This is a genomic window from Sphingomonas sp. P4_D12, from assembly GCF_056401895.1.
Map to the genome: position 1 here is coordinate 424,279 of NZ_JBFUIL010000001.1, position 22,655 is coordinate 446,933.

General features: G+C 65.0%; 20 protein-coding genes and 1 tRNA gene. 4 read left to right on the forward strand and 17 right to left on the reverse strand.

Translation table 11 applies throughout. From position 1 onward, the window contains the following. Positions 1-10 precede the first annotated feature (10 nt). Positions 11-1,384, forward strand: coding sequence for a glutamate--cysteine ligase (locus AC1DSD_RS01970; protein WP_478028041.1), 1,374 nt, complete (start codon positions 11-13; stop codon positions 1,382-1,384). Next, positions 1,384-1,647: a hypothetical protein gene (locus AC1DSD_RS01975; RefSeq protein WP_478028043.1), complete on the forward strand. Its 264-nt coding sequence runs from the start codon at positions 1,384-1,386 to the stop codon at positions 1,645-1,647. The genes AC1DSD_RS01970 and AC1DSD_RS01975 overlap by 1 nt, the downstream gene beginning before the upstream one ends. Here AC1DSD_RS01975 and AC1DSD_RS01980 read toward each other — a convergent pair. Together AC1DSD_RS01980 and AC1DSD_RS01985 are read right to left on the reverse strand one after the other, a co-directional pair. After that, positions 1,628-2,944 carry a methyltransferase family protein gene (locus tag AC1DSD_RS01980; protein WP_478028045.1) on the reverse strand — a complete coding sequence of 439 codons (1,317 nt, stop codon included), beginning with the start codon at positions 2,942-2,944 and terminating at the stop codon, positions 1,628-1,630. The genes AC1DSD_RS01975 and AC1DSD_RS01980 overlap by 20 nt on opposite strands. Before the next feature lie 163 nt (positions 2,945-3,107). Next, positions 3,108-4,634, reverse strand: coding sequence for a hypothetical protein (locus tag AC1DSD_RS01985; protein ID WP_478028046.1), 1,527 nt, complete (start codon positions 4,632-4,634; stop codon positions 3,108-3,110). A gap of 212 nt (positions 4,635-4,846) precedes the next feature. Between AC1DSD_RS01985 and AC1DSD_RS01990 the strand changes: the two genes are divergently transcribed. Continuing rightward, positions 4,847-4,920: transfer RNA gene (locus tag AC1DSD_RS01990), tRNA-Gly, on the forward strand. 58 nt (positions 4,921-4,978) lie between these two features. Here the strand turns inward: AC1DSD_RS01990 and AC1DSD_RS01995 are convergent. The 12 genes from AC1DSD_RS01995 to AC1DSD_RS02050 all read right to left on the reverse strand — a co-directional run bounded on the left by AC1DSD_RS01995 (position 4,979) and on the right by AC1DSD_RS02050 (position 17,631). Continuing rightward, positions 4,979-6,637, reverse strand: a complete 1,659-nt coding sequence (locus tag AC1DSD_RS01995; protein WP_478028047.1) for a thiamine pyrophosphate-binding protein — start codon at positions 6,635-6,637, stop codon at positions 4,979-4,981. Next, positions 6,634-8,067, reverse strand: a complete 1,434-nt coding sequence (locus AC1DSD_RS02000; protein WP_478028049.1) for an NAD-dependent succinate-semialdehyde dehydrogenase — start codon at positions 8,065-8,067, stop codon at positions 6,634-6,636. Before AC1DSD_RS02000 ends, AC1DSD_RS01995 begins: the two co-directional genes overlap by 4 nt. A gap of 88 nt (positions 8,068-8,155) precedes the next feature. Further along, the gene (locus AC1DSD_RS02005) at positions 8,156-9,214 is read right to left on the reverse strand and encodes an AI-2E family transporter (RefSeq protein ID WP_478028050.1); all 1,059 of its coding nucleotides are present in this window, start codon (positions 9,212-9,214) and stop codon (positions 8,156-8,158) included. Next, complete coding sequence (speD, locus tag AC1DSD_RS02010; protein ID WP_478028052.1) at positions 9,211-9,573, reverse strand: adenosylmethionine decarboxylase; 363 nt, start codon at positions 9,571-9,573, stop codon at positions 9,211-9,213. The genes AC1DSD_RS02005 and speD overlap by 4 nt, the downstream gene beginning before the upstream one ends. Before the next feature lie 281 nt (positions 9,574-9,854). Further along, a complete protein-coding gene (locus AC1DSD_RS02015; RefSeq protein WP_478028054.1) occupies positions 9,855-11,471 on the reverse strand; it encodes an FAD-dependent oxidoreductase in 1,617 nt (538 codons plus the stop codon). A 1-nt stretch (position 11,472) separates the two neighbouring features. Continuing rightward, positions 11,473-13,005, reverse strand: a complete 1,533-nt coding sequence (locus AC1DSD_RS02020) for a polyamine aminopropyltransferase (RefSeq protein WP_478028055.1) — start codon at positions 13,003-13,005, stop codon at positions 11,473-11,475. Positions 13,006-13,145: 140 nt separating this feature from the next. After that, on the reverse strand, positions 13,146-13,355 hold the full coding sequence (locus tag AC1DSD_RS02025) for a DUF350 domain-containing protein (protein ID WP_478028056.1): 210 nt from the start codon (positions 13,353-13,355) through the stop codon (positions 13,146-13,148). A gap of 15 nt (positions 13,356-13,370) precedes the next feature. Then, complete coding sequence (locus AC1DSD_RS02030) at positions 13,371-13,517, reverse strand: hypothetical protein (RefSeq protein ID WP_478028058.1); 147 nt, start codon at positions 13,515-13,517, stop codon at positions 13,371-13,373. Beyond that, a complete protein-coding gene (locus AC1DSD_RS02035) occupies positions 13,517-14,932 on the reverse strand; it encodes a DUF4178 domain-containing protein (protein ID WP_478028059.1) in 1,416 nt (471 codons plus the stop codon). The genes AC1DSD_RS02030 and AC1DSD_RS02035 overlap by 1 nt, the downstream gene beginning before the upstream one ends. After that, positions 14,929-15,606, reverse strand: a complete 678-nt coding sequence (locus tag AC1DSD_RS02040) for a DUF4178 domain-containing protein (RefSeq protein WP_478028061.1) — start codon at positions 15,604-15,606, stop codon at positions 14,929-14,931. The genes AC1DSD_RS02035 and AC1DSD_RS02040 overlap by 4 nt, the downstream gene beginning before the upstream one ends. Before the next feature lie 9 nt (positions 15,607-15,615). After that, a complete protein-coding gene (locus tag AC1DSD_RS02045) occupies positions 15,616-16,626 on the reverse strand; it encodes an SPFH domain-containing protein (RefSeq protein WP_478028062.1) in 1,011 nt (336 codons plus the stop codon). Between the two features lie 177 nt (positions 16,627-16,803). Then, positions 16,804-17,631 carry a hypothetical protein gene (locus AC1DSD_RS02050; RefSeq protein WP_478028063.1) on the reverse strand — a complete coding sequence of 276 codons (828 nt, stop codon included), beginning with the start codon at positions 17,629-17,631 and terminating at the stop codon, positions 16,804-16,806. Positions 17,632-17,818: 187 nt separating this feature from the next. Between AC1DSD_RS02050 and AC1DSD_RS02055 the strand changes: the two genes are divergently transcribed. Next, positions 17,819-18,301 carry a hypothetical protein gene (locus AC1DSD_RS02055; RefSeq protein ID WP_478028064.1) on the forward strand — a complete coding sequence of 161 codons (483 nt, stop codon included), beginning with the start codon at positions 17,819-17,821 and terminating at the stop codon, positions 18,299-18,301. Positions 18,302-18,307: 6 nt separating this feature from the next. On the opposite strand, the gene AC1DSD_RS02060 is transcribed toward AC1DSD_RS02055, so the two are convergent. The 3 genes from AC1DSD_RS02060 to AC1DSD_RS02070 are packed head-to-tail and all read right to left on the reverse strand — an operon-like array spanning position 18,308 to position 22,579. Then, positions 18,308-20,479 (reverse strand): CHASE2 domain-containing protein, encoded by a 2,172-nt coding sequence (locus AC1DSD_RS02060; protein ID WP_478028066.1) that lies wholly within the window; start codon positions 20,477-20,479, stop codon positions 18,308-18,310. A 4-nt stretch (positions 20,480-20,483) separates the two neighbouring features. Continuing rightward, positions 20,484-21,794 (reverse strand): FecR family protein, encoded by a 1,311-nt coding sequence (locus tag AC1DSD_RS02065; RefSeq protein WP_478028067.1) that lies wholly within the window; start codon positions 21,792-21,794, stop codon positions 20,484-20,486. After that, positions 21,791-22,579, reverse strand: a complete 789-nt coding sequence (locus AC1DSD_RS02070) for a response regulator transcription factor (RefSeq protein WP_478028068.1) — start codon at positions 22,577-22,579, stop codon at positions 21,791-21,793. Before AC1DSD_RS02070 ends, AC1DSD_RS02065 begins: the two co-directional genes overlap by 4 nt. Positions 22,580-22,655: the final 76 nt, after the last annotated feature.

Here is a 22,655-nt window from a genome sequence, read left to right on the forward strand (position 1 = left end):
CATGCGCGCCATGACGACGAAGACCGTTACGGACACGAACGCAGCGGTCATCGAAGACCGTCAGCAGCTGATCGATTTTTTCGCCGGTGGGGAAAAGCCCGCCGAGCGTTGGCGGATCGGCACCGAGCATGAGAAATTTGTCTATCGCACCGTCGATCATCGCGCGCCGTCGTGGGACGAGCCCGGCGGCATCCGCGACCTACTCAATGGCCTGACCGAGTTCGGCTGGCGGCCGGTCGAGGAGAATGGCAAGATCATCGCGCTGACCGGCGCCGATGGATCGGTCAGCCTCGAGCCCGCCGGGCAATTCGAGCTGTCGGGCGCGCCGCTCGAAAATCTGCACGAGACTTGCGCCGAAACCGGCCGTCACTTGCAACAGGTCAAGACGATCGGCGACCGGCTCGGGCTCGGCTTCCTCGGCATGGGGATGTGGCCCGACAAGGCGCGGCAGGATCTGCCGATCATGCCCAAGGGCCGCTATGCGATCATGCTGCGCCACATGCCGCGGGTCGGCAGCCTGGGGCTCGACATGATGCTCCGGACCTGCACGATCCAGGTCAATCTGGACTATGCGTCCGAAGCCGACATGGTGAAGAAGTTCCGTGTCGGACTCGCGCTGCAGCCGCTGGCGACCGCTCTGTTCGCCAATTCGCCGTTCACCGAGAGCAAGGCGAACGGCATGCTGTCGTTCCGCAGCCATATCTGGTCGGACACCGATCCCGCGCGCACCGGCATGCTGCCGTTCGTGTTCGAGGACGGGTTCGGCTACGAGCGCTATGCCGATTACGCGCTCGATGTGCCGATGTACTTCGTCTATCGCGACGGCCAGTATCTCGACGCCGCGGGGCTAAGCTTCCGCGACTTCCTCGACGGCAAGCTCGACATCCTGCCGGGTGAGAAGCCGACGATCGAGGATTGGTCGGATCACCTCTCGACCGCTTTCCCCGAAGTGCGGCTCAAGACGTTCCTCGAAATGCGCGGCGCCGATGGCGGGCCTTGGGGGCGGATCTGCGCCTTGCCGGCATTCTGGGTCGGACTGCTCTACGATCAGGGCGCGCTCGACGCGGCATGGGATCTGGTGCGGCACTGGACCATGGCTGAGCGCGAGGAATTGCGGAATTCGGTGCCCGCGCTGGCGCTCGACGCGCCGTTGCCGGGTGGCGGCAAGCTTCGTGACATCGCTGGGGAAGTGCTCGACATCGCGCATGCCGGATTGACCGCGCGCGCGCGGACCGATGCCGGCGGGACCAACGAGACCGGGTTCCTCGATCCGCTGCGCGAAGTGGTGCGGTCGGGCAAGGTGCCCGCACAGGTCCTGCTCGACCGCTATAACGGTGAGTGGAACGGCGACATTTCGAAAATCTATGACGAGATGAGCTTCTGATGGCCGGACCGCGGTCGGTCGCCGCGGTCATCTGTCTTGTCGCGGTGATCACCGGGCTGGTGGTTGCGACCCTGGAAAACGGGCGGATGGCGATCACCGTCCGGGCGACCGAGCAACGCTCGCGATCGCTCTGGCGTCCGGCGATCCTGGTCTGGCGCGATTATGCCCGGCTTTGTCCGGACGGTCCCCATCTGCACCGTGCGCTGGCCGCGAGTGCGGTGGCGATGGCCGGCGCGATCGGGTTCATGCTGTGTCTGGCGTGACCGCTGCCGACTTGCCGCTGATCCATCGGAAAAAGCGCGGCACCAGGCCGTTGCGCTCCATCCACTGATAATATTCCTCGTACGCCGGATCGGCGCGCAGATGGCGCTCCTCGGTCCGCGCGCGCCAATAATAGATCCCGGCGACGATGGCCATGATCGCGGTCGATCGCACCGCGTCGAGCCAGCTGCCGGTGGTCAGCAGCGGTACGGTGGCGATCAGCCAGAACAGGTTCTTGGAGAGGTAGGCGGGGTGCCGCGAAAAGGCATAGGGCCCGTTGGTCAGGATGCCGCGATGCGTGAGGTTGGAGAAACGGATGCCGAACGTGACCGTAGCCCAGGCGTAGATCGCGGTCAGCAGCACCAGCAAGGTGCCGATGCCGACCAGCAGCACCGGATAATCCGCGAACCAGGTCGACCAGCCGGCCTCGCCATAGGTGCCGGGATGGTAATCGAGCGGGCCGTTATCGCCCATCAGGACGAAGGGAGGGTAGCAGATCAGCGCCGCCATCCAGCCTGCTGCATAGGGATTAGCGGTGCGGATGTGCGAATCGAGCGGGCGCAAGGCGAGCAGATAGCCTGCGGTGGCGAACGCCACGTCGACCAGGAACATGAAAGTGATCAGCCAATTGGCCAGCGCCACGGGACTGGCGAGCACCCGGCTGAAATCGCCGCGGACGAAATCGCCGAACCCCGGCGGGACGATTGCCAGCATGAAGGCGGTGAAGAACATCTTCACGCCCCAGCTCTTCAGGTGGTTCCAGATCGCTTCCTTGTCGATCGGTTCCTTGAGTCCCATCATCCAGGCGCCCAAGGCCCAGCAGCCGTCCTTGGGCTCGACCATGCGGCGGTCGAGCCACAATGTGTAGGGGATCGACAGCACGAACAGCGCCGGCGCCGCCCACATGAAGCACCACATCGAGAACTGGAAATTGCCTTCCCAATAGAAGCGTCCGACCGCGTAGAGGCAGGCGATCCCGGCCCAGGTCAGCCATAGCCCGGCGAGCTTGGTGATCGAGATGTCGAGCGTCTCGCGCCACGGTTTCGGATTGGCCCAGTCGATCCCGGTCGAGGGGTTACGGTGGACCTTGTCGACGAACACCGACCACAGCACCATCGGCAGTGCGGTCGCGGCGACGTTGATCAGGGCGGCATAGGGACCGTCCATCCCGAGCCAGCGCGCGATTGCTATCCAGGTGAATAGCCCAGCTAGCCCGGATATGCCGGTCCCGGTCGACACGGCGGACTTGGGGCGCGGATCGGCCTTGGCGGCCGTGCCCAATGCAGGGTCGTGATACATGCGCGCGGGGATACGCGCGGAATGGTAAGCAAGCCGTGAAGGATGTCGGACGCGCGCGCCGCTAAGGCGCACACATCATTTGTAAAGCAGGGCGCTTTCTCGGGCTTAGAGCATCGCGCGGAAGAGCGGGTACCGGTTTTCCGCAAAAAGCGATGCGACAGCTCTAAGTGACAGGTTTTGGCCAGGGTCCGTCCCAGCATTGCTCGGGATCGCGAGGCCGAACCATTGCCGGCTCGCTCGGCCTAATCCAGGCGGGTAGTCTCGAGAGAGACGCTACATAGTCGGTAGCGCCACCGGGTACGACGCCGAGATAGCTGCAAAGCGGGGCAGGCGACCGGGGAAAGAGGAGTGCGCGGCCAATCTCCGTGGCCGGCGTTGCCAGGCCAATCAGGAAAGCACCAAGCACGATCTGGCGGCCACGCCGCGCGGAAGGCTCCGCCGGCGTGCTGAACAGGTCGGCGATCAGCATCGAAAGGATCGCCAGCGCCGGTATGGAAACGCGCATCACGAAGTCGATCCCTCTGCCCACCTTCCCGAGCGGCGCGAACAACAGGATGAGCGCGACGATTACGAACGTCGTCCGGCCAAATCGATCGCTTCTCGTCGCGAGTTTGAGTCCGACCAGGAAGGGCACGATCTCGAGAAGTTCGATAAGGAGATATTGGAGAATCCTGGGCGCCTCGAAATGTCCGCCGACCGTATCGGCGGCGGACGTGAGGTACACTAGCGACGGCAGCGAGATCAGCACGCCGAGCACCGGTAGAACGAGTTGGCGGACACGCACTTCGTGCCGAACGACGACGGTGACCGCAGCGTGCGCGGCAAACGGCAACAGGCCCATAAAGGCTAGCGGCGACATCAATGCCGACAGAGGGACGACGCAGAACAGCAATGCCGCGGGTGCCTTGTCGTCGCGCCACAACAGATAACACAAGGCCCCGATCCAGCCCGCCAAAGCATGCTGCGGAACCCAGAATGCCTGGGTAATGTGGGACGAGAATTGGTAGACATTCCATTGCTCGATATGGCCGTGGGGCGGCTGGCCGGTGAGTAGCGCGCCGATAACGTCCATGCCGCTAAAGCCGAGGAAGACGCCCAGCGCGATCAGGCGCGCGCGCGTACCGGTGAATAGGGTCGAACCGAGCGCCAGCACGGCCGTCAGCAGCAAGCTGTTTTGCAGCAGCTCCGTCAGTTCGGCAGCCGCGAAGCCATAGGATTTGCCGATCCAGGCCGGGATCAAATACATGCCCAACGGCAGACGCAATATCTTCGGATCGGTGCCGTCATAGATGACCGGCCAGGGATAGTTGACGAGATCGCGCAGCACCGCGCCGCGCACCTGCCAATCCCTATTGGCGTAAAACAGCCGCCCTTCGCCGCCCAGGATATAGACGACCAGCGAAACGGCGAAGCAGATGCCCAAAAGCTTCCATGGCAATCTCGCGCGTCCCGGGTCCGTGCGCCGCGTCAGCGGCCAGAACGCGACGGGCAACAGGACCAACGCCGATACGACAGCTATCGGTGGTACAAGGCCGAGGAAATGCCAGAGCAGGACTTGGTCAACCAACAGGAACGAGACCAGCACACCTGCCAGCGTGGCAGGCCGGATTCCGCGCCCGATGGTCGCGAGATCATCGCGCGCATGAAGCGCCACCCTGGTGGCAAAGGCCGAACGTCCTTCGTAATCCATGCCGCTTAGTGCGAGGGTTTGGTGAATGATCGGTTAAGCTTGAACGCGGGTGCTCGCCCAGCCCGATCAAAGCGCCTGACCCTTGCGCCTTGCCGATCGGCGCGCTAACCGATGCGCCGCGCCGCCGATCGGACCTTCGTTGGATTTCCAGCGGGACGCCGGTTGGATCGTCAAGCGCCGGAAATCACTTTAGCGAGTGAATTCAACCGGATGCGGGTATAGCACAATGGTAGTGCAGCAGCCTTCCAAGCTGAATACACGGGTTCGATTCCCGTTACCCGCTCCAACTTTCGCAGCGATGCCGCAGAAACTGGATCACGGATCAAGCGGAGGGTCAGCCGGCTTCAGCTCTTCTCCGCCGCTGCCCTAAGCCCATCCAGCGTCGCGGTCGGGGTGATCGCCTGGCTGTCGAGATGGCAATGCAGGATGGCCGGCTTGCCCGATGCTAGCGCGCGCTCGAAGGCGGGGGCGAATTCAGCCGTGGTCGTCACCGTTTCGCCATGGCCACCATAGGCACGCGCCAGCGCAGCAAAATCGGGATTGGTGAGGTTGGTCGCCGAGACGCGCCCGGGGAAGGTCTTTTCCTGGTGCATGCGGATCGTGCCGTAAATGCCGTTGTCGATCAGCACGACGATCAGCGGAATGTCATGATGCACCGCGGTGGCAAATTCCTGGCCGTTCATCAGGAAGTCGCCGTCGCCGGCGATGGTCAGCGCGATGCTGTCGGGCTTTTGCCGCTTGGCCATCACGCCCGCGGGCAGGCCGTATCCCATCGACCCGCTGGTCGGCGCGAGTTGGGTGCCGAAATCGCGGAAGCGGTAATAACGATGGATCCAGCTCGCGAAATTGCCCGCGCCGTTGCAGATCGTCGCGTCGGGCGGCAGCCGGTCGCGCAGCCACGCCATGACGTCGCCATATTGGAAATCGCCCGGCACCGGCGGCGGCGTGTCGGACCAGGCGAGGTAATCGGCGCGTGCCGCCTCACGGTTGGCGGACCAGGTCGGGCTCGCCTCGATACCGTCGAGCGCGGCGAAGAAGGCCGGCGGCGTGGCGTTGATCGCCAGCACCGGCTGGTAAACGCGGCCGAGTTCAAGCGGGTCGGGATGGATATGGACGAGCTGCTGCGCCGAGGCAGGGATGCCGAGCAATGTATAGGATTGCGAAGCGATTTCCGACATCCGCCCGCCGATCAGCAGGATCAGGTCGGCGGCCTTGATGCGCTCGATCAGCTTGGGATTGGGCGCGAGCCCGAGATCGCCGATGAAATGGTCGTCGATCGCGGGGAAGAGCGGGGCGCGGCGGAATTGCGCCGCGACGGGCAAATCAAAGCGGTGTGCGAAGTCGATCATCGCGTCGCGCGCTTGCGGCGTCCAGCGCGAGCCGCCGACGATCGCGACGGGGTTTTTGGCTGTCGCGAGCAATTCGCCGAGCCGGTCGACATCGGCCGGCGCGGGCGCGGTTTCGACCGGATCGACGCGCGGGGCGTCGGCAACCTCGGCGACCTCATCGAGCATGTCTTCGGGCAACGCGATCACCACCGGACCCGGCCGTCCCTGCATCGAAACGCGGAAAGCGCGAGCGATGATTTCCGGAATGCGATCGGCGTCGTCGATCTCGACCACCCATTTCGCCAACGCGCCGAACGTGGCGCGATAATCGAGCTCCTGGAACGCCTCGCGATCCCGCATGCCGCGTTCGATCTGGCCGACGAACAGGATCATCGGAGTCGAATCCTGCATCGCGATGTGCAGGCCGGGCGACGCATTGGTCGCGCCGGGGCCGCGCGTCACGAAGCAGATACCGGGGCGGCCGGTCAGCTTGCCATAAGCCTCGGCCATCATCGCCGCGCCACCCTCTGCGCGACAGGTGAGCAGGTCGATCCCACTCCCGATCAGCGCGTCGAGCACCGACAGATAGCTTTCGCCGGGTACGCAGGTGGCGCGATCGACGCCTTGCGCGATCAGCTGGTCGACGAGGATGCGCGCGGCGGTGCGTTTCGTCATGCGATGTGTACCGCCTTGGTGGTCAGATGCGCCATGATCCCCTCGGGACCATCCTCGGAGCCGAAGCCCGATTCCTTCATGCCGCCGAACGGCGCGTCGGGCCAGGTCATGCGAACCTGATTGATCGCGACCATCCCCGCCTCCACCGTTTCGGCGAGCAGATTCTGGCGGCGACCGCTCTCGGTGAAGCAATAGGCTGCAAGGCCGAAGGGCAGGCGGTTGGCTTCGGCGATCGCGTCCTCGACCGTGCCGAACGGGCGGATCAAGGCAAGCGGCCCGAACGGCTCGTCGTTCATCGCCTTGGCTCCCAGCGGCACATCGGCGATCACCGTCGGCTGGAAGAAGAAGCCGCCGTCCTTTTCCTCGCGCTCGCCGCCGGCCAGCACACGCGCGCCGATCGAGCGCGCATCCTCGACCAGCGCTGAGATCGTGTCCGGGCGGCGCGGATTGGCGAGCGGACCCATCTGGTTGGCGGCGTCGAGGCCGCTGCCGATCTGCAGCTTCTTCGTGCGCTCGGCGAACCCCTGGACGAACTTCTCGTAGATGCCGTCCTGGACGTGAAAGCGGGTTGGCGCGACGCAAACCTGGCCAGCATTCCTGAACTTGTGCGTGACCAAGATATCGAGCGTCTTTTCGAGATCGCAATCGTCGAACACCAGCACCGGCGCATGACCGCCCAATTCCATCGTCATCCGCATGACGCTATCCGACGCCAGCTTCATCAGATGCTTACCGACCGGCACCGATCCGGTGAAACTCAGTTTGCGCGTGACTGGCGAGGCGAGCAGGTGGCGCGAGATCATGTCGGGCACGCCGAACACAATCTGCGCGACATTGCCGGGGAGCCCGGCATCCTGGAAGCAGCGCATGATCTCGACAGCCGAGCCCGGGGTTTCCTCGCTCGGCTTAAGGATGATCGAGCAGCCGGCGGCGATCGCGGGCGCGATCTTGCGGACGACGTTGAGCGCGGGGAAATTCCAGGCGCAGAACGCCGCGACCGGACCGACCGGATGATGAAGCACCATTGAGCGCATGCCCGGCGCGCGCATCAGCACGCGGCCATAGACGCGCACCGCTTCGCCGGCGTGGAATTCGAGCATCGCCGCAGCGGCCATGACCTCGCCCTTGGCCTCGGCGACCGGCTTGCCTTCCTCCATCGTCGCGATGCGGGCGATCGCGTCGGCGCGTTCGCGGACCAAAGCGGCGGTCTTGTTGAGCACGGCCGCGCGCTGTTCCGGCGCGACCGCGCGCCACGCCTCGAACCCCTGCTGCGCCGCGGCAAGCGCGCGATCGAGGTCGGCGGTGGTGGCCAGCGGCAAGTCGGCCTGGCCCGCGCCGGTCGCCGGGTTGAGCACCGAATGCACGTCCCGGCCATCGCCGGTCAGCCACTCGCCGTCGATATAGAGGCCGAGCTTGGCGGAATAGGTCATAGGGACTCCTGAGGGCGGGGGATTTGCCGCCCATCTAAGGTTCCGATCCGTTCGGGGCAATCGTAACGCCGACGGTCAGCTATAGACGTCAGGCAACGGGGGTCGCATCGCCCTCGACGAGTTCGCGCCACAGCATCACCAATACCGCCATCGTCGCCGGCCCGACAAAAAGCCCGAGTAACCCCAGCGTCTCGACGCCGCCGAGGATACCGACCAACGCCCAGAAGAACGGCAGTTTGGTCGCGCTGCCGATCAAGACGGGGCGGACGAAATGGCCCGCGACGAATTCGGCGGCAAAGCCGATCACGACGACCGCGATCGCGGCACCGGGTGATCCTTGTCCGAGCAGCAGCAAGGCGGCGAGCCCGAACGCGACCGGCGCGCCAAACGGGATCATCGCGGCGATCGCGGTGACGGCGCCGAGCAGAATAGGATGCGGCACGCCGAGGAAGAAATAGACGACGGTCATGACCGCGCCGAAGCCAAGTCCGACCAGCACCAGCCCGTCGATCGTCCCGCGGACCGAGGCGAGAGCTTGTTGCCCGATCCGTTCGCCCTGCGGCCCGAGCAGCTTCGCGCTGGCGGTGCGGAACTGCACCGCCAAGGCATCACGGTCGCGGATCAGGAAAAAGAGCGCGATCAAGGTGAAGCCGAACACCACCGCGCGATGGACCAGCCCGAAGCCGAGCAACCGTGCTTGCGCGCCGAGCAGGCTGTGGCTCAGCACCTCGAAATGATGATGGGCCGCCGCCGGATCGGACAGATTGGTGCGCCACCAATCGGTCGCCTCGGCGCTGTACGGCAAATTGGCGAGCCAGCCGGGCGGCGGCACCCCGTATTGCTGCGCCTCCTTCACCCAGGTCGCGACATCGTGCGCCTCGCGTGCGGCCTGGGCGATGCCGATCGCGATCGGCGCCAGCACGATCAGGGCGAAACCCACGGTGAAAGCCGCGGCAACGAGATTGGGGCGCGGAAACTGGCGCTCGGCGCGCTGGACGAGCGGATCGACCGCGACGGCGATGACTACCGCCCAGATGAGAACGGGCAGGAATGCGTGGATGACCCACAGGCCGAGCAGCCCGAGCAGGAGAATCAAGACGAGGCGTGCCGTCGATTGGCGCTTCGGGGGTAACGGCGTGCCGGTCATTGGCCGGTGGCCTCCAGGCTGAAGCCGCGGGCGAAGCGGCGTTGCTCGACCCGCCCGGCGTCGAGCATCCCGGCCAGCGCCGCCAGCGCGGCGTCGAGATCGTGGCGCCGTCCGCACAGGAACATGTCGACTGCGGCATAGTCGCGCTCGGGCCAGGAATGGATCGAGATGTGCGATTCGGCGAGCAAGGCGATGCCGGTCACGCCCTGACCAGTACCGAAACCATGGACCTTGAGGTCGATCAGAGTCGCGTTCGCCGCGGCTACCGCCGCGCGCAACGCCGCCTCGACCCGCGCTTCATCGTCGAGATGATCGCAGTCGAACAGGTCGGCAAGAAGGTGGGTCCCACTGAAGTCCACGCCGCTAGGGTCCGTACTCAATTATCGCGAGGTCGTGACGGAGCCGATTTTGGTGTCCGGCTAGGAGCAAGGAGGGAGCGATGCTGGTAGCATCGTGACCGACGCGCGACGACGTCCGGACGCCAAAATCGGCCCGCCGCTTCGCGGTTGCCCGGAGGAGCCCGCCGAGCATCGTCGCTTGCTTGCGCGTAGCTTCGGCTACGCGACTGCGCTGCGCTCCTTGTCGGCGGGCTCCTCTGGGCAATCACGATCCTCGCGATAATTGAGTACGGACCCTAATCCTACGCCAGCACCGAGCGATAGGAAATGGCGAGATGCGTCATCGCATCCTCCGCCGCGCGGATGCCGCGATATTGCGCTTCCTCGAACAGCGAGAGCCCGCTCAGGTCGGAATGCGCGAAGAACAACGGCGGGCGCGGCGCGGCGGCGGCCTCGCGGCGGTCGTCCCAGAAATAGCCCGGCACCGGGCGGATCATGGCATGGCCCCAGCGCCACACATCGATCCGCCGGATCGCGCCCTTGAGGTCGGGATTGGTGCGGAGCAGATCGTCCCGGACCATGTCCTGCCAGTAAGCAAGCGGACGATCGAGCAGGTCGCGGCGCGCATCGGCGGGGGCCATGTCGGATAAGGGCAGATACCAACTCAGCACCGTCGCGCGGGGCACGCGGTCGAGCGATTGATGCGTGTCGACGACATAGCCGAGCGAGCGGCTGGTCCACGACACATTGTCCCAGGCGACCTCGAACCCCGGTCCGGCGGGCAGGCGGTCGACGGTGACCGCGGCGACCACCCAGGGCGCATAGTCGAACCCGCTGGCCGACGGCGCATCGGCGGTTAGGCGGGCGCTGACGAAATGCGGGGTGGCGAGGACCACAGCATCGGCTTCGACCCTGACGCCACGGCCGGTCGCGACGTCGAGCGCATCGACCGTCGCGCCCTTGTCGGTGCGGGTAACGCGATGGATGATCCGCCCGCAGTCGAGATGATCCTGCAACCGCGCCGCCATTCGCCCGACGAGATGGCCATTGCCCTCGGGCCAGCTCAGCATCGTGTCGGGATCGGCATTGGCGGCGAGCCCGCGGCGGCTGGCGAAATAATGGATCCCGGCCCAGGCCGAGACCTGGTCGGGCTCGGTGCCGTAATCGTCTCGGCAGGCATAGCGGACGTGCACGCGCAGCACCGATGAGTGCCAGCCCTGCTGGTCGAGCCATTGGGCGAAGCTCAATTTGTCCAGCGCGAGCAGATCGGGATCGCGCGAACTCAGCTCCATCGGGATCGCGAAAGCGGGGCGTCCTTGGGCGTCGCGGCGCTCTTGATAGGCCTTCATCGCGGCGAAGAAGGCCTTGAGGTCATGGACGTCGGCCTCGCTCAGCCCCTTTTGCGGGACCAGTCCTTCCTGCCATTTGCCGAGATAGAGCAGGCGCTCCTCGGGGTCGGAGACGAGCTGATAGGGATCGTAGACCGGCTTGCCATCCTGCCAGCCGGTGATGATGCCGAGCTGTTCGAGCAAATGGATGACGCCCTTCGCCTCGGCATTGGGCAGCGGCAGATAGTGCGCGCCTAGCGGGTAAGCGGAGACAGTGTTGCGTCCGCTGCGCGCATTGCCGCCGGTACGATCCTCGAGTTCGAGCAGGCGAAAATCCTGCACGCCGGCGTCTGCCAGCGTCCATGCCGCCGCGAGCCCAGCGACGCCGCCGCCGACGATCGCGATCCTGGTCCGCACCGTCTCACTCGGCTCGGGGAATTTGCCGCTGCGTAAGCGATGCCCGCGGCGGAAATCGGCGCCGCTCAGCGTACCGGGGATCGTCTCGTCATGTGGGGCGAGCGCGATCGCACCCGCACCGAGCGCCGCGGCCCCGGCGATCGATCCTGCGATGACGGTGCGGCGTGTTGGCACCCTAGCCCTCGAACACCGACCATTCGGCGTCGAACTCGCGAACCAGGGCCTGGTTGTCGAGCCGATTCACCGGGGTCGGGCGTCGCGCCATGTCGGGCGGGAAGAAGAAAGCGAGCGTGTCGACCCGCGGTGTCAGGAACCGCAGTCCCGCCGGCAAGGCGCCGGGCGCGCCGATCGGCCGGTTCGAGGCGAGGACGAACCCCCATTCGCCGAAGCTCGGCACATAGACGTGATAGCCGCGCGTGGTCAGCCCGGCCGCCTCCAGCGTGGTCGCGACGGTCCAATAGGCCTTGGGCGCGACCAAAGGAGAGGTGCTCTGGACGCTGATCATCGCGCCGGGACTGAGCGCGCGGGCGAGCTCGCGATAGAAGCTCACCGTGTAGAGTTTGCCGATCGCGAAGTTGGTCGGGTCGGGGAAGTCGACCAGCACCGCGTCGAACCGCTGCCGGTTGGTCCGCAGCCAGCTGAACGCGTCGGCGGTAACGACATGGACCTTGGGGGACAGCAAAGACCCGTGGTTGAGCGCGACGAGCATCGAGCTCTTGCGGAACAAGGTCGTCATCGCCGGGTCGAGATCGACCAACGTGACCGATTGTACGCCCGGATATTTAAGGACCTCGCGCACCGCGAGGCCATCGCCGCCGCCCAGCACCAGTACGTTGCGTGGATTGGCGACACGGCTCAGCACCGGATGCACCAGCGCCTCGTGATAGCGATATTCGTCGCGCGACGAGAATTGCAGATTGCCGTTGAGGAACAGCCGCAAGTCGTTGGCGCGCTTGGTGATGACGATGCGCTGGTAAGGCGTCGCGTCGGCATAGATGATCGGGTCGCCGTAAGCCGCGACCTCGGCGGTGCGCTCGATCTTTTCCGACGCGACGAAGCCGGTGGCGAGCACGATTGCGACCAGGATCGCGACGAGCAATTCGATCGTCATCCGGCGCCGCTGCGGCAGCATCAGGATCACCGCGATCGCGACGCCGACATTGAACAGGCCGAACAGGAAACCGGTGCGGATCAGTCCGAGATGCGGGACGAGCAGCAGCGGGAACAGCAGCGAGGCGGCAAGCGCGCCGACATAATCGAAGGTCAGCACTTTCGAGACCAGGTCGCTGAATTCAAGCCGGTCCTTGAGGATGCGCATGAGGAGCGGGATTTCGAGCCCGACCAGGAAGCCGATCGCAAGCACCAGTCCATAGAGCGGCAAGCGGAAATCCTGGACGCGATCGAACAGCAGGAACAGCAATGCCGCCGAACAACCGCCGATCGCGGCGATCAGCACCTCGACCCGGACGAAGATCACGAGCTCGTTCTTGCGCACGTAACGCGAGCACCATGAGCCCATGCCCATGGCGAACAGATAGATGCCGATGATGATCGAGAACTGGGTGACGCTGTCGCCGAGCAGATAGCTCGCCAAGGTGCCGGCGAGCAGTTCGTAGATCAGCCCGCACGTCGCGACGACGAATGCCGACGCCAGCAGCAACGCGCCGGAGCGGGAAGGAATGGCGCGACCGCCCTGCTGCTCAGTCATGCAGCTCAGCCGTCATGCCGGACTTGTTCCGGCATCCAACGTGCAACAACGGCTGGATTCCCTTGTGGAGGCTTGGACCCCGGAACAAGTCCGGGTGACGACGAGCTTGGCACAATCGATTTCGACTCAAACTTGGCCGTTCACCCATGGATGGCGGCGGCGATGATCATCGCGACGGCGATCGCGATCGATCCGGTGAAGATCGCCAGCGCGACATTCTTCTCGCGGCAGATCTCGCCCCACATGTCGACCGGACTGATCTTGTCCCACAGCCAGAAGCCGCCGATGAAGATGACGAGGCCGATGCCGGTATAGAGCAGCGTCGAGACGAGAACGGGGATGGAGATCATGGTCCGATCCTTTCGTTATTTGTGGGTGGGGCCGTAGGAGCCGAACATCATCGGCCCGCGCGCGCCGCCAGTGGCAAAGGGCGAATAACCGTCGCGGACGGCGAACATCGACAGGAAGACGATGCCGAGACAGTAGAGCCCGTAGATCACGATGTGCCTCATCAGTCGTCGTCTCCCCCGCTGTCGTCGTCATCGCTGCCGCCGCTGCCGCTGACCGGCGCCATGCGGCGCTTTTCGAACCCGAAATGCTTGAACAATACGATCAACGGCCAGGCCCCGATCAACAGGAAGGCAAGCAGGAGATTGCCACCGAACACGCCGCCGCGCTTGATCGTGACCGTGACCGGGATGGTCTGGCCGCTATCCTGTCCGAACATGCTGCCGCCGGCGAAACCGGTCGGCATGGAGTAACTGCTGCTGCTCGAACCGCCGTTCCAGCGATGCGCGGAAAGCGTGACGACCAGATCGTATTTGCCGCCGGGGATGCTCGACAGGCTGACTTCGGGGCGCGGATCGCCCTCGGTCCACGATCCGTCGCTGTCGCTGCCCGAATAATGTTCGGCCAGGCCATAAGTATCGACGCTGTCCTGGGTCTTTTCGTCGGTCAGCGAATAATCCAGGTCGACCCAGGCATTGTCGATCGCGCCGGCATCGGCATCGACCACCACGCGCGACCGCGCCGAAGGGAGGTCGAGCCCGCGGATGACGACGGTCTTTTCGGGCCCGTCGAGCACTGCATCGGTGGTGGTCTGCCCGATCTGTTGCTCGCCGCCGGCGAAGGTCGAGATGACCATCAGCGTGAACAAAGCGACGATGCCGATGATCATCGCCTCGCCTAGCTGGCGCTTGTAGGGCGACGGCTCATGCGGCGCGGGATGGCTGTATTCGCGGCGACGCGCGGCAATGCCGAACGCCGTTTCCGCGACTCCCCAGTCGAGCAGGTCGAGCCGGGTCCAGGTGCGCTCGGTCTGATAGACCTCGCATGACAGCATCGTGCCGGGGCGGACGAAATCGGTCTCGTCGACCGTTTCCCCGACCGCGACTCGCCAATAGAATTCGCCGACGACGAACGTGACGTGGACCGGATAGGTCTGGCCGAACCGCGAATAGCCCTTGCCGTCGAGCAACGCCGCACCCCAGCTGGACTGCGGCAGGCGATCGAGCATGATGCCCAGGCTGAAGCGGCGGCCGTCGTCGACCAGGAAGGCATAACCTTCGTAAGGGTTGAACAGCAGATACTCGGCCCAGACGATCTCCTCGTCGGTGCGCTCCATATAGCCGACGACTTCCCAGACGCGGCCAATAAGTGTGCCGCGCGTGCCGAGCGGGATTTGCGGCGTCTTGAGCGCTTCGTTGGCGCGCGCGATGACCTGGAGGTCGGGGCGGGTCGCATCGAGCGTCGAGCCGCAATGCTCGCACAACACGCTGACCGTCAGACCCTGTGCGCGGACGTTGACGATGCCGCCGCAATTGGGACAACTCAGCGCGCGGACGGTCGACGCCGGTGTGACGGGCGCAACCGGCGGTGGCGCGGGGGCCGACGGCGCGGTATCGACGGGGAGCGCGTCGTCGCTCATGCGCGCGCCGCCGCTGGCATCGGCCAGCCCTCGAACGATCGCAGCCCGGTCGCGTTGAGCTCGGCAAGCGACATGTAGCGGCCGGTATAGGCCTCGACCTCACCGCCCTGATCCTTCTGGATGCTCGCGCACTCGCCGTCGGGGGCCATCAGGTCGATGCTGGTGGCGGTCAGGCCGAGCGGCGCGTTGAACGGCAACTCACCCTCGCTCGCGACGCAGGTCACAACCTTGGCGTCAGAGACGATGAAATCGATCCCCGCCATCTTGATCTCGCCGCCGATCTTGATCGCCTTGCCGGACGAGATGTAGCTCATCACGCCCGGCGGTATCTGTTCGGTCGGAAGCTGGCGGAGCATCATGTAACGCCCCATCGATTCGCCGACCCAGCCGGTCGATCCGTCGTCGAACAGCGCGAGCCATTCGTTCCACGCACCGTCCTCATAGCGCCAGCGCACGCGACCGATCAGCTCGAAACTGTGCGCGCCGTCGCGCCCGCGCACGCCCAATTGCAGCGGGCTGACGTCGTCGGGCACCTCGGCGATCTTGCCGATCGCCTGGAGGTTGCCGCCCGTGCGCAACACAGAACTATGGCAATAGTCGCACACCTTCACCGGCAGGTCGCTCGACCTGAACCGGATCGGGGCGCCGCAATTGGGGCAATTGGCGTCGAGCACTGGCGCGCGTCAGATCTTGGCGAGCAAAGCGGTCTTCTTGGCGTCGAACTCCTCTTGTGTGATCGCACCAGCGACCATCAATTTGTGCAGCTTCTCGATTTGTTCATAGGGATCGACCTCGGGCTGTGGTGCGGCCGCGGGGATGCTGGTCGCGCCGCCACTGCCGACGCCGCCGAGCCCCGCTGCCATTTGCTGCCCGATCGCCATCCCTGCCGCGGCACTCGCGCCGATCCCGGCGAGGCCGCCCGGATTGGCCGCCGCGGTCTGGATCGAGTCGGCCGCCTGGAACTTGGCATATTGGTCGAGATTGCCGAGCACCCGCATCGAGCTGCCCTTGTCGAGATATTCCTGGACATTCTCGGGCAGCGACACGCTCTCGACGAAGAAGGTACGGCACGACAGGCCCCATTCCTTGAACCCGGCTTCGACCGCGCCCTTCAGCTTTTCCGACATCGCCTGCTGGTTGGCGGCAAGGTCGATGAACGCGATCTCGCCGCCGCCCAAAGCCGTTGCGATCGCGGTGTTGATCACCGCGCGCAATTGCTGGTCGAGATCGGTGACGGTCAGGCGATCCAGCGACCCCATCATCTTGACCGCGAAGGTCGCGACATCGTCGATGCGGAACGAATAGCTGCCGAACGCGCGGATGCGCAACGGACCGAATTCCTTGTCGCGCACCGTGATCGGCTGCGGCGTGCCCCATTTGAGCCCGGTCTGCTCGCGCTGGGTGAAGAAATAGACATCGGCCTTGAACGGGGACTTGAAGCCCTTGTCCCAATTCATGATCGCCGTCAGCAGCGGCAGGTTCTGCGTGACCAGCGTGTGCTGGCCCGGCCCGAACGCGTCGGCCAATCTGCCCTCGTTATGGAACATCGCGACCTGGCCCTCGCGCACGGTCAGCTGGCCGCCATTCTGGATCTCGCGATCCTGCATCGGATAGCGGATCGCCAGCACGCCCGGCTCGTCGACCCAGTCGATGACATCGACCAGCTGCTTCTTCAGGAAATCACCCAGACCCATCACGCATCCTCCAAAGATGCCCCCAATCTATCAGGCTTTGGCGGCTTCGCGAGAGCCGAATTTTTTGGCGAACCCGGAGCGGCGGGCACGGAGCGCCGCCTCCGCCGGCGTCAACCGGCAGAGCGCGGCACCGATCGTCGAGTAGCCGGCGGCCGAATACTCGGCCGCGCGCCGCGATCAGAGCTTGGCGAGCTTGGCGGCCAGATCGTTGCGCTCGCCCTGGAGCTTGGTCGCCTCGGCGGTGGCGGTCTTGTCGTCGACCATAGTCTCGTCGATCAACATCGTCCCGTCGGCGCCGGCCGCGTTGATCAGCGTCAAATCGAGGTGGAGATCGGCGCGGTGGGCGAAGCTGTCCTGCGGCTTCCAGTCGCCGAACATGTTCGGCTCCAGGGTCAGCGATTGCGATTCGCCCGGTTCCAGGCCGCCCGGGAACTCGTAATTGAAGTCCGAAGAAATCCACGGCACGGCACGGCCGGGTGAGGTCAATATGCCCTTCACATAGATCGTCTTGATCGGGCGTTTCGATCCGTTGGTGATATGCAGCATGATCTGCGGCCGATCGATGTCGATAGCGCCCTTGTCGACGCGATATTGCGCATTGTCGATCTTCACGCCCTGGAACACGTCGGCGACCTTGGCACGCGCCGCCTGATAGCGTTGCGCGCTCGCCGCGTCGTCGGCGATCTTCTGATCGAGCAGCTTGATCCGGGTCTGATAGCCGAGCTTGATGATCTGGTCCGCGGTCAGTCCGTTGATCTTGTCCTTGGCGCCGAGAAAGACCGGCGCGGTCGGCTCGGCCTGCGACCAGATGCCTGTCTCGGGCTCGGGGGTGTTGAAAGTGATCGCGATCAGCGAATCCTTGAGCGCGGCCTGCTTGTCGGCGGACATGTCCTTGACCATCGCTTCGATGCTCTTGCTGTACGCATCCGGGCTCGACGTATTCACTCGCTGTCCGCAGCCAGCAACCAGCATCGTCGCGAGCAGCATCAATCCAACCTTCTTCATCCGATTTTCCCCCATATATCAGTATAGATGAGGACCTCGTCGAGCGTTGGCCAGAACACAACCCGATCCATCCGAAATGGAGCAAGTAGTCCAACCGGCCTCGGATCTGAGCCCTTCGAGGCCCCGCCGAGTTGAGGCTAAGCCGTTGTTTCGTCTATGGGCCGGACGCGGGGTCACGGAGAAGGTAATGCGTACAGCACGGTTGATCGCAGCGGCCGCGCTGTCCCTCGTCGGCGCGTGCACTTCCCCGCTGAGCCGGCAAGGTGCGCTACCGCCCGCGGGAGCGCGGCTGACAGATGCCAGCTATACATTCGCGCCAGCGCCAGGGGATGCCGGCAGCACTGTGATGGAGGCGTCCGAGCTGGTGCGCGCGGCTCTGGCCGGCAAAGGATACCGCGAAAGTCCGAACGGTCGTTATCGGCTCGAGATCGGTCTCGCGAGCGCGCCGCCCGATGTCGAGGTCCAGCGGCCAGAAAGTAGCGCGGAAAGCGTGAAGGGCACGATGCACCCCATCGTCTTCTGCCGGCCGCAACGCTATGTCTTGACGGTCGGAATGATCGACCGGACCAATGGCTCGTTATTGTTCCGAAACGCCGCGGCGGCGCGTCACTGCGGCGGCTCGCCGGCGAAGATATTACCCGAACTCGTGCGGACCGCCGTCAACGGATGAGGGACATCACGCTCTAAGCGCCGGGATCGTGAAAATGAAGCGCGATCCATGGGGTGACACCGCCTCGTATCGCACGCTGCCGCCATGGCGTTCGGCAACGGTCCGGACATAAGCGAGGCCGAGACCGACGCTGAGACCCGGCCCGGTCGCCGCCAGCGGGCCGAACCGGCTGGTCAGATCCGTCAACCGCTCCTCCGATATGCCCGGACCCTGGTCCTCGATCCAAAGCTCGAACAGCGATGCGCCTGTGGTTTCCACGAGGTCGATCCCGCATCTGATCTTCGCGCCGGGAGGGCTGAACCTGACGGCGTTGTCGAGCAGGTTCAGCAAGGCGCGGGTGAGGGCGTGGCGCTCTCCTGCCACGTAGCAGGGATCGGCTGGTGGCGCGACGATCCAGACGCTTTTCTTCGACGCCAGCGGCCATAATGCGTCGCTTGCCTCCGCGAGGCAGTCATGAAGGTCGGTTTCTTCCGGGGTGAAGGGCGTCTCGCGCAGCCGGGCAAGCTGCACGAAATTCTCGGCAAGGTTGAGAGTACGCCTGGCATGATAAGCGATCTTGTCTGCCGCATCCGCGCCGATGCCCTTTTTTTCCGATCCCTCCAGCAATGTGAGGATCGACGCTTGCGGCGAGCGCATATCGTGGCTCAGGAATTCGAGTGCTTGCTCGCGATCCCGCTCGACCGCCCTGATACCCGTGATTTCCGCCAGCAAGTGAATCCAGCCGCGTCGTGCGCCGTCGGCACCGGTAAGCGGCGTGCGGCGGTGCGAGAAATGTCGTCCATCCGCCGATATCAGATCGTTGGTAGCGGGCAGGCCGTACAGCGCATCGCGAACGCTGGCATTCTGCGAGAGAAGCGCCTCCGCGTGCCGATTGGCGACCAGGACATCGCCCTCCATCGTGGTGACGATCAGAGGATCGGCAACTCCCTCCACAGTGTCCGCAACGAGCCTTTTCAGGTCGCGAAGCGCAGTGATCGAGCCGCTCAACGCGAGTGCGTTGCGTCCCGGATGGTCCAGCCGGTCTATCGTCGGCGCCACCCAGCCGCCGAGGTCGTCCGACAATTGGGACAATTCGCGAGCGACCGCCTTGTCGATCGTGTGCAATCGCCGCCACCCCCATAACGGATACACGAACAGCACGCCGACCAGGCCCGTCGCGGGCGGGATCCACAGGCCCGCGATGGCGACCAGCAGGACCGGCACGGCAGCGACGAGCCCGAACATCACGAGCGATGCCACCAATGCTGCAGAGGGTCGCAGGCGCCAGAACAGGAGCAATAGGATGAAAGCGGGCAACGCTCCGATCGCGAGACGCAGTGGAAGCGGCGCCTCCCGCACGAACCGGTCGGCCAGCATCGCGTTCAGCAGGTTCGCCTGGATCTCGATCCCTGCCAGCGTACCGGCCCCGGCGACGTCATGACGGTCCCCAAGGCCCCCAGCGGTCGCGCCGACGAGCACGATGCGATCGCGGATAAAGGCTGGCGGAAGCCGACCCGCGAGTACATCGCTGAAGGACACGGTGCGGTAGGCGCCCGCTTCGCGGTACGGCACCAGCACCGACATGTCGCCTCGCCGGACGCTGCGCCGCCATGCCGGTGACGACCGTCCGTACGCCAGCCGGAACGTCTGTTCGGCCAGATGCGGCCAGGCGCGCGATCCGTCGTTCACCTGGAGCAATGCAGCTCGCGCCTTGCCGTCCGCCTCTTGAGGGAGCGCCACATGCCCGAGCGCCGCCGCCGCATGAGCGATCGGCGGGATGGGAAGCACCGTGTCGAACGGACGACCATTCGCACCCGGCGCCTCGAAAAGAATGGGCAGCGTGACCTTCTTCGCATCGCTGAAGGCCGCGGCAAGCGCCGCATCTTCTTTTGGCGCGCGTGCGGGCTCGGTGAAGAGCACGTCATAAGCGATTGCCGCCGGTCGAGCCGCCGAGATGGCCTGGATCGCCTTTGCATGAACGGTTCTCGGCCAAGGCCAATGCCCGAGCGCCGCGAGGCTCGCATCGTCGATCGTGACCAGAAGAATCCGCTCCGAGGCGGGCGGCGCGCGCAATTGCACGATCTGATCATAGATCGCGTCATCCGCCTTGGACGTGGCTCCGATCAGGGTAAGGCCGAGCGTGAGGCCCAGCACCAGCAAGGCGACGGCGCACCATTCGACTAACAGCCGCCGGAACACCTCGTCAGCCTCGCGGCGATCGAGAAGGATCGGTGACCGTGAGCTTTTCCGGTTCCGTCCAGGACTCGGTGAGTTCGCCGTCTTCGAGCTGGGCGAGGCCAACCCGCCAGTAATAGACGCCCGCCTTCAGCCGCCGCAGCGTGAGCGCATCGCGTGCGAGCGCCACCTCGTCGACGACGAGTGCGCCCTGCGGCGTATCCCGCCTCAGCTGAAAGCGGTATCGGCGCACGCCGGCGCCGGCCCCGGCCCAGCGGAACCGATAGCCGTCGTCCTGGGGTTCCACGCTGCCGCGTATCGAGGCGAGCCGACGCTGGAAGCTGTAGGATTGCGCCATTCCTTCGAGGCCGCTCGGGGCGATCGCGGAAACGCGGACGAAGAGGTTGCCGTTGGGTATGTCCGCCAGCGCGAACGCGCCATCGTTGGAGAATTGCTCGGCAATGTTGTCGATGAAGCCCGCGTCGGAGGCTATCACGGCCCTGTAGCGTAGTGAGCCTTCCATCTTGCGCACTCGAAACTCGACTGCGTCCTTCGTCTGCAATGCCGGCGGCTCCTCGAGGTCGGGAGCGGCGAGCAGCTTTTCGACGCGAGATCCGCCCTCCCGATCGAGTGTGGCGCCGAAACTGCGTTCCAGCCTCAACCCCGTCTCGCTCTGCGATGGCGAAAACGTCACCGTTCCCGCCAGGACTTCGGTGGCTGCCGCGCGGCGTTGGTCTTCGAAGGAGACGCGAAACTCCGTTCCCCGGACCGCAGTCATGCTGATCGGCGTACGGATCTGGTATCTACCGGATGGTTGCTCCAGCGGCGTGACCTTGGTCTCGAGCCGGCCCTGTTCGACGTCGATGCGATAGTCGATCGCCCCGGTCAGCAGGATCCGCCGCAGCTCCCGAATACGTACCCGGCTTTGCGACGGGATCACCACTTGCGAGCGGTCCGCCAGCATGAGCGTCGCGAAGCTGTTGCCCGCAGTGGCGATTTCGGCACCTTCGCCGATGGCGATGCCAACGGAGGGCGCCATCGTCCGGCCGCTCATCGACAGACTCAGGGTGCCACGGTAGCCGGCCAGCCGTGCCGGCTCGACTTTGAAGCGCAGCCAGGTTCGTGGGATACGCAGCTTGCGGCCCACGGGCAGTCGCTTCGGATCGCGGATCGCCGCCAGCCGGAGCAGCGCCTCCCAGCGGCGCTCCGGCACGAGAAAGCTCTGGCTCAGCCCGTAGAGCGTGTCACCTCGCCGGATGACATACCAGATATCGTCATTCTGCGGTTGGGCGGGCGCGATGGCGGCGGCGTGCGCGGCGACCGCGAGTAAGATGCTCAATTTTCTGCCCCGAAACGCTCCAAGCGATAACCATAGCCAGATATGGCCACGATTCGGTAGCCGTTCTCTGGGGTTAGCTTGAGCTTCGTTCGTATCCGGGAGACGTGCATGTCGAGCGTTCGCGTCGAGAGGTCGGCGGCGCTCTGCCAGATCGTCTCCAGCAGATAGCTCCTCGACAGTGCGCGGTGCATGTTCTCGAAAAGGACCAGCGCGAGCTGGAACTCCTTCGCGCTCAGCGCGACTTCCTCGTCGCCGATGCTCACCCGTTCTGTCAGGCGGTCGAAGGCATAGATTCCGAATTGCAGAACGCGGTTTTGCGCGGCCGCGGGCATCGCGCGGCGAAGCACCGCCTGTACCCGCGCCACGATGACCGTGCCGGTTTCCGGTTTCACGACATAGTCGTCTGCTCCGGCATGAAGCGCCGCGGCGACATCGTCCTTGTCCGACCGGCTCGTGAGCATGATGATCGCCGTTGCGCGCGAAACCGCATCGCGGATCGATCGCAGCAGTTCGATCCCGGAGCTGTCGGGCAGATTCCAGTCGAGCAGGATCAGGTCGAAAGTCTGCCTTCGCAATGCGGCGAGAAGAGAGGCGCCGTTGCGAAACCCCGTGCACGAATGCCCCGCGCCAGCGAGTGCTGCCGAAGCATATTCGATCACGCTTTCATCGTCGTCGACTACCGCGATTCGCATGCCAGGCCCTTGCGCGAACTCAATAGGGCTCAGCCATAAGCGCCCCTGCCATCCGCCTGAAATCGGACAAGCCATTGTCGTGTTGCCCTGCACGGAACGCTCCGAGCGATGGCGTCACGCTTGGCGGCCGGTGGTTCACTCTCCTGGAAGGGGTGCTGTTCCGCGACAT